Origin of the sequence: Cecembia lonarensis LW9, from assembly GCF_000298295.1 — a bacterium.
Lineage (GTDB): Bacteria > Bacteroidota > Bacteroidia > Cytophagales > Cyclobacteriaceae > Cecembia > Cecembia lonarensis.
Window position 1 is genome coordinate 1 of record NZ_AMGM01000133.1, and the last position, 7,946, is coordinate 7,946.

The following is a 7,946-nucleotide window of genomic DNA, read 5'->3' on the forward strand; positions in this document are numbered from 1 at the left end:
CGGTCAGCAGGCAGGGATAAACGCGGATTTAACGGATTAACGCGGATCTGAGCTGGTGTGAATTTGCGATTATCTGTCTAATCAGCGTGCATCTGCGTGCCATTTCTCCATGTTCCATTAAAAATTCACTATGGAAGATTTTAAATATAAAGACATCACCGACGGGGTGATCAATGCTTTTTATAAGGTCTATAATGTTTTGGGCTATGGATTCCTGGAGAAGGTGTATGAAAATGCCCTGTTTCATGAACTCACAGCAGCAGGCTATTGGGTAGTCAAACAGCAACCGATTAAAGTTTACTACAAAGAATTACAGGTAGGGGATTACTATGCTGACCTGGTGGTGGAGGATAAAGTGATCGTAGAGATCAAAGCGGCTGAAGGCTTGGTGGAAGAACATGAATTCCAGTTGATCAATTATTTGAAGGCGACGGATAAAGAGGTGGGGTTGTTGTTGAACTTCGGGAAAAGACCCCAGTTTAAAAGAAAAATATTTACAAATAGATGATAGAACGCGGGTTGTTCGCGGAGCTCACGGGATAGAACACTGATTGTTCGCAGGCTCACAAGGATGGAACGCAGGTTGTTCGCGGAGCTCACAATGATAGAACGCTGATGGACGCAGATGGTACGGATGATCGCTGATCCGAGCTTGAAAAAATCCCTGCCCGTTCCGTTCAGGCGGGTGCGATCATCAGCTAAATCTGCGTCACTTGTACTGAGCGAAGCCGAAGTATCGGCGTGCCATTAAGAAAACTTGAGCGAAGCCGAAGTATCTTCGTTCCCTAAAAACCTGAGCGAATTCGAAGTGTTTGTATTCTATAAAAAACGGCAATTATGGACCTTGAACATTGAACATTGAACTCGTTAACATGTTAACAGTTAACCGTTAACTGTTAACCTTTAACCGTTCCCCTGAACGTTGAACACTGAACATTTGAACCCTTTCCACTCCTCCCCCCAACCTACTGTATTTACATCGATTTATTCCAAAATCATAGTAGGATCCTCCGAGGGTGTTCCGACCGTACTCCGTCTGTACTCCGACCATTCGCCGACTTTTCGCTAAATTCCAAGAATTCATTGTATTTTGTAAAGTTGACTTAAAGTGGCAGCTAAGCGGGTCTCTTTTTGCTCCCTTTGCGAAAGCATAGCCTTAAAAAATTTTTACCTTTATACCATGACTCCGATGCCGGAAATAGATGCTCAAAGTAAATTCCAAGGCTTAATCCAAGACTTTAGTAGAGAAGTGCTTTACCACCGTCACCGCCTCAGCCATCAGCAGATAGACGATGTATTGGGAGAGCATCAGGCGAAACTGGATTGGGAGGACAAAATCAAAAGGCTTGGAGACCTGAAAGTGTTTTTTGAGTTGACAGATCAGTTAAAGGCTGCAGGGATTGATTTTTTAAATATCAAAGGGCCTTTGTTGTCCCAAAGGATATATGGAGACCCAACTTACCGGTATTACAAAGACTTTGATATCCTAGTTGCCAGAGATCAGGTGAGCAAGGTGATAGCCCTTTTCCAAGAGATGGGTTTTGTACCTGGGGAATATCCCTGGCCGGACAAACCTGGCAGACAGCAGGACCTGATGGAAATGGCCAGTCATTTTATATTGCTTCAGGAAGAAAGGGGGATCAATGTGGAGGTGCATTGGAAATTATTCAATCAGCCATTGGTGGAGGACAAGTCCTTTGATGCACTAGTTTTAGCCCATGTTCAAACCCTGACACTGAGCGGCCGTGCCTTTAAGGTGTTGGATAATGAAATGGAATTGCTCTACCTCATTATCCATGGCTCCAAGCATGCCTGGTTCCGGTTAAAGTGGCTGCTGGATGTGGGGGAATTTTCTGATCGACTGGAAATAGATCAGGAGAAATTTATGTTTCTGGTTAAAAAGTTAGGCGCAGAAACCATGCTGGCTTTGACACAGGGTCTGGTCAGTAGTTATCTAAAGCCCGAATTTAACCCTGAAAAACTGGGCATGCTAACTTCCCCGCCGGCTCCTTTTTTGCTGGCTTTTGCACAATCTAGAATTACAGATCAGGAAGGAAAACTTTATGATGGTTTCACTTCCTTTTTGCTGTATTTGCGCTATAAGCTCAGCCTGCACTCCTCTTGGAGATACAAATTAGCCTTATTGAAATTATCCACCCTTCCTCCGGCAGTGGTAAATCATGGCTGGTGGCCCTTAAAACCCATACCTGTGATATTCTACAAGCTAAAATCTAAGCTTTAGAATCTATGTGGAAAATAAAAGGATTTGATTGCCCTGTTATGAGTTCAAAATTGTAGGGTTGTGGAAATTTCGGTTTTCATTGTTTCCTGATCTTGTTCCAGAATTGATCTTAATGTTTTGGATGGCAGGTTTTTCCCAGACTTTCTTTTTAGTATTGTTCATGGTTTATAAAATTGATTAGTTTGTATTTTGTTACATCTATATTTCCTGTAATGATGCTGTTTGAGATCTCTACCCAACAATGGCCATCTATTAATTTTTCCTCATTTTTATATAATCCCACATGATAACCATAAGGCAGTTGGTATTTGTTGCATAAAACTACAGCCTGCCAGGCCTGATGCCGGCACACATTCGGCCATGGGATATACTGGTCTGCTATACGAATGGCTTTGGCAATATCAAAGGCGATGGCCATTTGTTCTTCTGTAGGATTGGCCGCTTTATCGTAGTCAACTTTTAGCTTTTCTGTAAAGGCTTTGTCTGATCCAAGGAACCGCAATAGGTAGCGGGAAATGGACAGGCCAAAAACCCAAATGACAAATTTCCGCTGTCTGGGGCTTAAGCCTTGAAAACTTTTTATTTTTCTAAGCAACAACCTCATGGATAAATCCCCGCTTCATTAATTCCTGAATCACATCCCTAACCTCCTTTTCGCAGGTAGCCTGATCTACCGCATATTCCTCCACCAATTCCTGTACGATTCCAGCCATTCCTAAGCCTTTTCTGATTTTCAGAAAAATGCTGCAATAGGTTTCATTCAGGCTGAAATAATCGTTTTTTCCCATGTCATAAATCACCCCTTCATCCCCTAATTCGGTAAACAGTATCCTTTCTTCCTGTACCCGATATACGCTTTCTGCTTTTACCTTCATAGTCTCCTTTTGAATTGATTTATGCATAACTTACAGCCTTACAGCCATTGCCTTCATGGATAAAGATTTTTTCAATGATGGCATTGGCAAAAGTTTCATAACTCTCCTGCTGATTAGGCCGGACGGCCTCACAAAACCTGGTGGTTTGGGCAATGGCAGCCACGGTTTTGAACTGCAAGGGGTTTTGGTTCAAGGCCGTCACCCAATGCCCACGGTATACATTGGACAGTAATAAGGACATGCCTTCCACGGCTTTTAATGGCCTGACCTGAACACGGTCTCCCTCTATTTTCAAAAATACTATCCCTTTGACAGGCAAAGCCTGATGAATAAATTCCTGATGAAAGTGAATCCCCTGCTTGTCATTGCCGGAGAAAAGGGGAAAGCTTTCCTGATTGCTGTACATGGACTGATGCGCCATGGTCTGAGGCCATGCTTTGATCAAAGGGTAAGAAGCCTTTGCCCAGCATTGCCCATGCGCCACTTCTATCAAAGCCGTATCATCTGTAAACAGTGGGTATCCCTTTTCTTTCAGTTTGAGGGCAGTGGTGGACTTGCCTATGCCCGAATCAGCAGAAAACAACCATACCCCACCGTCCTTATCTACCACTCCGGAAACATGAAAGGGGATTTTTCCTTTTTGGAACAAGAGGGCAGCGAGGCAATTGGACTTGAAATACAGCAATACGTCCCTCATGTCCTCACATAAGGGTTCTACAAGCACTTCCTGCCCATTTTTGACAAAATATCTGGCTATATTTGGTACTTCCATGAAAAATTCCTGGGCATTCATGCAGGAATTGGCATCACTCCAGACCCCCGGCTGGCTAAATGCTTTCTGAACCTTACCCAATCGTAAGGTAAAATCCACCACTCTATTTTCACCATTAATGGGGAAAAAAGCAGGGATCTCCAGCGCTGAATCGCACACCAAACCAAAAACCTGATAAAAAAAAGCCATAACCTTGAATTCCGAGATTCAAAGAAATGTAAAATGCATAATATTAACAATAATATGTATTTAAATTATTTTTAGTGTTTTTATATTCTAAAAAAAGTGCAATAATTGCAGGAATTTAATGGAGTATATTGGATTTTATAAAGTTGAGTTTAGTTGGATGAGATGGAACGGGTTTTGTCTCTATAGGCGCTTGAAATCAAGCAAAGAGGGGATATGTCTGCTAACTAAGTAAATGATGCAATAGATGAAAGGTTTTTTTGGGGTAATAGGTAAAGATCCAGCTCAGCTGCAGGGCATTGTCCAGCAATTTGAGGTTTCTTCTACTCAGAAATCCAGGACAATGAAGGAGCCGCGCTGTTTTATTAGTGATTATTCCCCCAATCAGGACGCCTTAATAATGTCAAAATTTCCGGATTACCACTTAGCTGCCTGGGTAAGATTGGATAATAGGGATGAACTTTTGCCGCTTTTAGGCCTTGGGGAGGCGGTGTCTGATGAAGTAGTGCTTTTGGCTGCTTATGATGCATACGGGGAAGACTGTGTGAAGCATTTGATCGGTGATTTCAGCTTTGCCATTTGGGACAGGAAAAGACAGCAAATTTTCCTGGCCAAAGATCAGGCAGGAATCAGGCCTTTGTTTTACCTACAGGTTGGGGAATCCATTATTTTTTCCACTTTTATTCCCTCCATAAAAAGTGCTGTTGATGGCAAACTGCCGCTCAACTTGCCTTACCTGGCCAAGCATTTGAAAAATTATCCACCGGAGGTAGGAGAGACTTTTTTTAAAGATATCATGCGATTAAAGCCAGCGCATTATATGCTTACGGATGGGGCCCTTTTGGAAGAGAAAAAATACTGGGAGTTAAAGCCTTTGGAACTACCCAGATTCAAAAACAGAGAGGACTATTATGCCTTGGTGAGAAGGCATTTGGAAGAAGCTGTCCGTTGCCGTATCCGTGGTAAACAAAGGGTAGGGGCACAGTTGTCCGGAGGTATGGATTCCTCAGTGATCACGGTTTTGCTTTCCAAGATGATGGATAAGCGGCAATTGCATACGTTTTCTTTTGTATTGGATGAACAGAGTAAAGTCCATTCCAAGACTAAAACAGATGAACAAGAGACCCAACAGGAAATTATTCGTTATGCAGCCTTAGTTCCGGAAAACCACCACCACATCACCCGGTTTCATTACCGGGACATCCAAGAGGAACTGCAGACCAGGAATCTTGTCATGGGAGGCTGGGAAGATGGAGACAGTTTTTGGCAGGATTCGCTGTTTAAGTTGGCCGGGGAAAAGCAAGGCGTAGAGCTGATGTTCAGTGGGTTTCCAGGTGATGAGGGGGTATCGGAATTTGGGCATCACTTTTTTTATGAATACCTGGGGAATAAAAATATGTGGGGGATATTGCAATACCTGTTTGAATTCCGTGTGGGCGGACTGAGGAATATCTTTCGCTACTTTCAGTACAAAAGACAAGGCACCGGTTATCCGGCTTATCAGAAAATCCAACAAGAAAGGGATTTATTGCATCCGGAATCTCCATTTCACCAAATGTTGCAGGATGATTCCTTTCCATTTTATCCTACCTATAGGGAGTTTCTTAAAAACCATGCGCTTCGCTACCATACTGCCCAGCGGGCTGAATCCGAGGGTAGCTATGCGATTCGGTATAGTATTGAAACGGTGTATCCTTTGGCAGATATCCGTTTGATCCAATTGTTGTATTCCTTGCCGGTGGAATTGTTTAAACCCAAGCCCTTCTCCAGGGCCTTGTTCAGAAATGTTTGTAAAGGGCTTTTACCTGATAGAGTACGCTTGCAGTACAAATACAATTATGCTTATACCTTGGCCTTTTATGATGATTATAGTCATAAAAAAATAGAAGCTTTGAGGGATTATCGGATAAAAAACCATACAGGTTTGATGATAGATGCAGAGGTTTTTAGGAATAAACCCCATGTACATGGAGAAGACAAAGAAGAACGGTTGGCCTTTATGAAAGAATTGGATTTTATCATTGGACTGAACTGGCCAAGCCATGGAACTCAAAAGGATTTTTAGGGAATTTTCATTTTCGGCCTACCAAAGGGCCCTGGGTTTGCTATGGGGTACTTCACCTCAAATGCTGCTCCTGCAAGGTGCCCTGTACCTGCTGCAGTCGGCTCTGCCGGTCGGGATACTCTATGCTACGAAGCAACTCTTTGATGCCATCATAGAAGAGGGAAGTACCTATGAAGAGGTGCTTTGGTGGATGTTGGTCCTGCTCGGTATTCAACTCTTTTCCACCGCCCTGAGCCAGTTCAATGCCTATATCGCGGGTCTCTTTCAGCAGCAGTTGACGGATAAGAGTTCGGCCATCATCATCGAAAAATCCATCCGCATACCCTATCCCTACTTTGAGGACCATGCCTACCATGACTCCCTGCACCTCGCCCAGAGTCAGGCTATTTACAAACTCCCTTACCTGCACCAACTGATCCTTGATACCTTCAGTAATGCCCTGGCCTTGCTGCTCTTGTTGGGTTATTTCTTTTCCCTGATCTCTGCCTATGCCTGGATCATTCTGCTGATCGCCATTCCCTTGGCCATGGTGAAATGGTTCAGTGGTTACCTGCTTTACCGCCTGGAGGCCAGGATCATTCCCAAGGAAAGGGAATCGGATTATTACCACAGCGTGCTGACCCAGGAGGCCTTTGCCCATGAGATCCGGACGCTGAATTTTGGGGAGGCACTCTTGAATCGCTTCAAGGACATCCGCAAATACATCTATGGGGAGAAAAAGAACTTGCAGCGCAGGTTGCTGGGCTATTCCATCCTGGCAGAAATGGCAGAGGTGGTGGTGCTTTTTTTGGTCTTGATCGGCATTGCCAAGCAGGCCTTTTTTGGGGCCTTGGCCATCTCTCTCTTGGTGGTGTATATTCAAGGGATTCAGCGCATGCAGACGCATCTGAAGAATTTCTTGAATTCCCTGGTTGCCCTGATCCAGCAAAGGATTTTTCTGGCCGATCTGTTCAAGTTTCTGGACATTCCCCTGCCGGAGGACAAGCAGGAGGAGGCCCAAGCTTTCCCTGCCAACGATTGCAGCATCAGTATCAGGGGGCTTTCCTTTGCCTATCCGCAGACAGATAGGAAAGTCCTGTCGGAGGTGAATATGGATTTTCACCAAGGCAAGGTGATCGGCATTGTGGGGGCCAATGGTTCGGGTAAGTCTACTTTGGTGAAATTGCTAGCGGGACTTTACCATCCCGAAGAGGGAGAAATCTCTTATGGCAGGATTCCTTTGGGGGAGATCGGGAAACAGGCTTTTCGGGAGAATGCGCTGATTTTGTTCCAGGATTTTCAGAAGTATTATTTTTCGGTGGAGGACATCATTTCTCTGGGCAAGGAGGTAAAGGAGGACCATGAACGGCGGTTGGCAGGGGCTATTGAAGCTTCCCAGTCTGCGGATTTTGTGTACAGGCTGGAGGAGGGTGCGCAGACCAAGATGGGGCGGATTTTTCAGGGGGGCAAGAACCTCAGTGGGGGGCAATGGCAGAAATTGGCCGTGGCGAGGGCTTTCTATCGGGATCCCAAGGTGATTGTGTTGGACGAACCCACTTCCGCGATGGATGCGATCACGGAAACGGAGGTTTTCCGGCATTTCAAGTCCCAGGCCAGGGATAAGGTGATCATATTGATTACCCACCGCTTGTACAATCTGAAAGATGCGGATTATATTTATGTGATGGAGGAGGGGAGGATTGCCCAGGAGGGGAGGTTTGAGGCATTGGTGGAAAAAGGCGGATTGTTTCAGGACTTGTACCGGAATCAGAGTTTTTAGGGGAAGGTCGGAAGGGGGATTTCGGAAGTGGGATTTCGGAATGAAAT

7 protein-coding genes are annotated in these 7,946 nt (G+C 44.6%); 4 read left to right on the forward strand and 3 right to left on the reverse strand.

Going from position 1 to position 7,946, the window contains the following annotated elements:
* Positions 1 to 130: 130 nt before the first annotated feature.
* Positions 131 to 508, forward strand: coding sequence for a GxxExxY protein (locus B879_RS19815; protein ID WP_009187008.1), 378 nt, complete (start codon positions 131 to 133; stop codon positions 506 to 508).
* Between the two features lie 681 nt (positions 509 to 1,189).
* On the forward strand, positions 1,190 to 2,242 hold the full coding sequence (locus tag B879_RS19820; protein ID WP_202949668.1) for a nucleotidyltransferase domain-containing protein: 1,053 nt from the start codon (positions 1,190 to 1,192) through the stop codon (positions 2,240 to 2,242).
* 148 nt (positions 2,243 to 2,390) lie between these two features.
* Here the strand turns inward: B879_RS19820 and B879_RS19825 are convergent, their stop codons facing one another.
* From B879_RS19825 to B879_RS19835, 3 genes are read right to left on the reverse strand one after another with little or no spacing between them, the layout of a single operon-like run.
* On the reverse strand, positions 2,391 to 2,846 hold the full coding sequence (locus B879_RS19825; protein WP_009187012.1) for a lasso peptide biosynthesis B2 protein: 456 nt from the start codon (positions 2,844 to 2,846) through the stop codon (positions 2,391 to 2,393).
* Entirely contained in the window at positions 2,830 to 3,117 is a 288-nt protein-coding gene (locus B879_RS19830) for a PqqD family protein (RefSeq protein ID WP_040401357.1), read from the reverse strand. The genes B879_RS19825 and B879_RS19830 overlap by 17 nt, the downstream gene beginning before the upstream one ends.
* A 19-nt stretch (positions 3,118 to 3,136) precedes the next feature.
* A complete protein-coding gene (locus B879_RS19835) occupies positions 3,137 to 4,078 on the reverse strand; it encodes a phosphoenolpyruvate carboxykinase (ATP) (RefSeq protein ID WP_009187014.1) in 942 nt (313 codons plus the stop codon).
* A 244-nt stretch (positions 4,079 to 4,322) separates the two neighbouring features.
* On the opposite strand from B879_RS19835, the gene B879_RS19840 reads away from it, so the two are divergent.
* Together B879_RS19840 and B879_RS19845 are read left to right on the forward strand one after the other, a co-directional pair.
* Complete coding sequence (locus B879_RS19840; RefSeq protein ID WP_009187015.1) at positions 4,323 to 6,140, forward strand: asparagine synthetase B family protein; 1,818 nt, start codon at positions 4,323 to 4,325, stop codon at positions 6,138 to 6,140.
* Positions 6,118 to 7,899, forward strand: coding sequence for an ABC transporter ATP-binding protein (locus tag B879_RS19845; RefSeq protein WP_009187016.1), 1,782 nt, complete (start codon positions 6,118 to 6,120; stop codon positions 7,897 to 7,899). Before B879_RS19840 ends, B879_RS19845 begins: the two co-directional genes overlap by 23 nt.
* Positions 7,900 to 7,946: the final 47 nt, after the last annotated feature.

Excerpts from the sequence above, each read along its gene's own strand:
- B879_RS19815 (WP_009187008.1), top strand. The coding sequence starts at position 131 with ATGGAAGATTTTAAATATAAAGACATCACCGACGGGGTGATCAATGCT.
- B879_RS19830 (WP_040401357.1), bottom strand. The coding sequence starts at position 3,117 with ATGAAGGTAAAAGCAGAAAGCGTATATCGGGTACAGGAAGAAAGGATA.
- B879_RS19820 (WP_202949668.1), top strand. The coding sequence starts at position 1,190 with ATGCCGGAAATAGATGCTCAAAGTAAATTCCAAGGCTTAATCCAAGAC.
- B879_RS19825 (WP_009187012.1), bottom strand. The coding sequence starts at position 2,846 with ATGAGGTTGTTGCTTAGAAAAATAAAAAGTTTTCAAGGCTTAAGCCCC.
- B879_RS19840 (WP_009187015.1), top strand. The coding sequence starts at position 4,323 with ATGAAAGGTTTTTTTGGGGTAATAGGTAAAGATCCAGCTCAGCTGCAG.
- B879_RS19835 (WP_009187014.1), bottom strand. The coding sequence starts at position 4,078 with ATGGCTTTTTTTTATCAGGTTTTTGGTTTGGTGTGCGATTCAGCGCTG.
- B879_RS19845 (WP_009187016.1), top strand. The coding sequence starts at position 6,118 with ATGGAACTCAAAAGGATTTTTAGGGAATTTTCATTTTCGGCCTACCAA.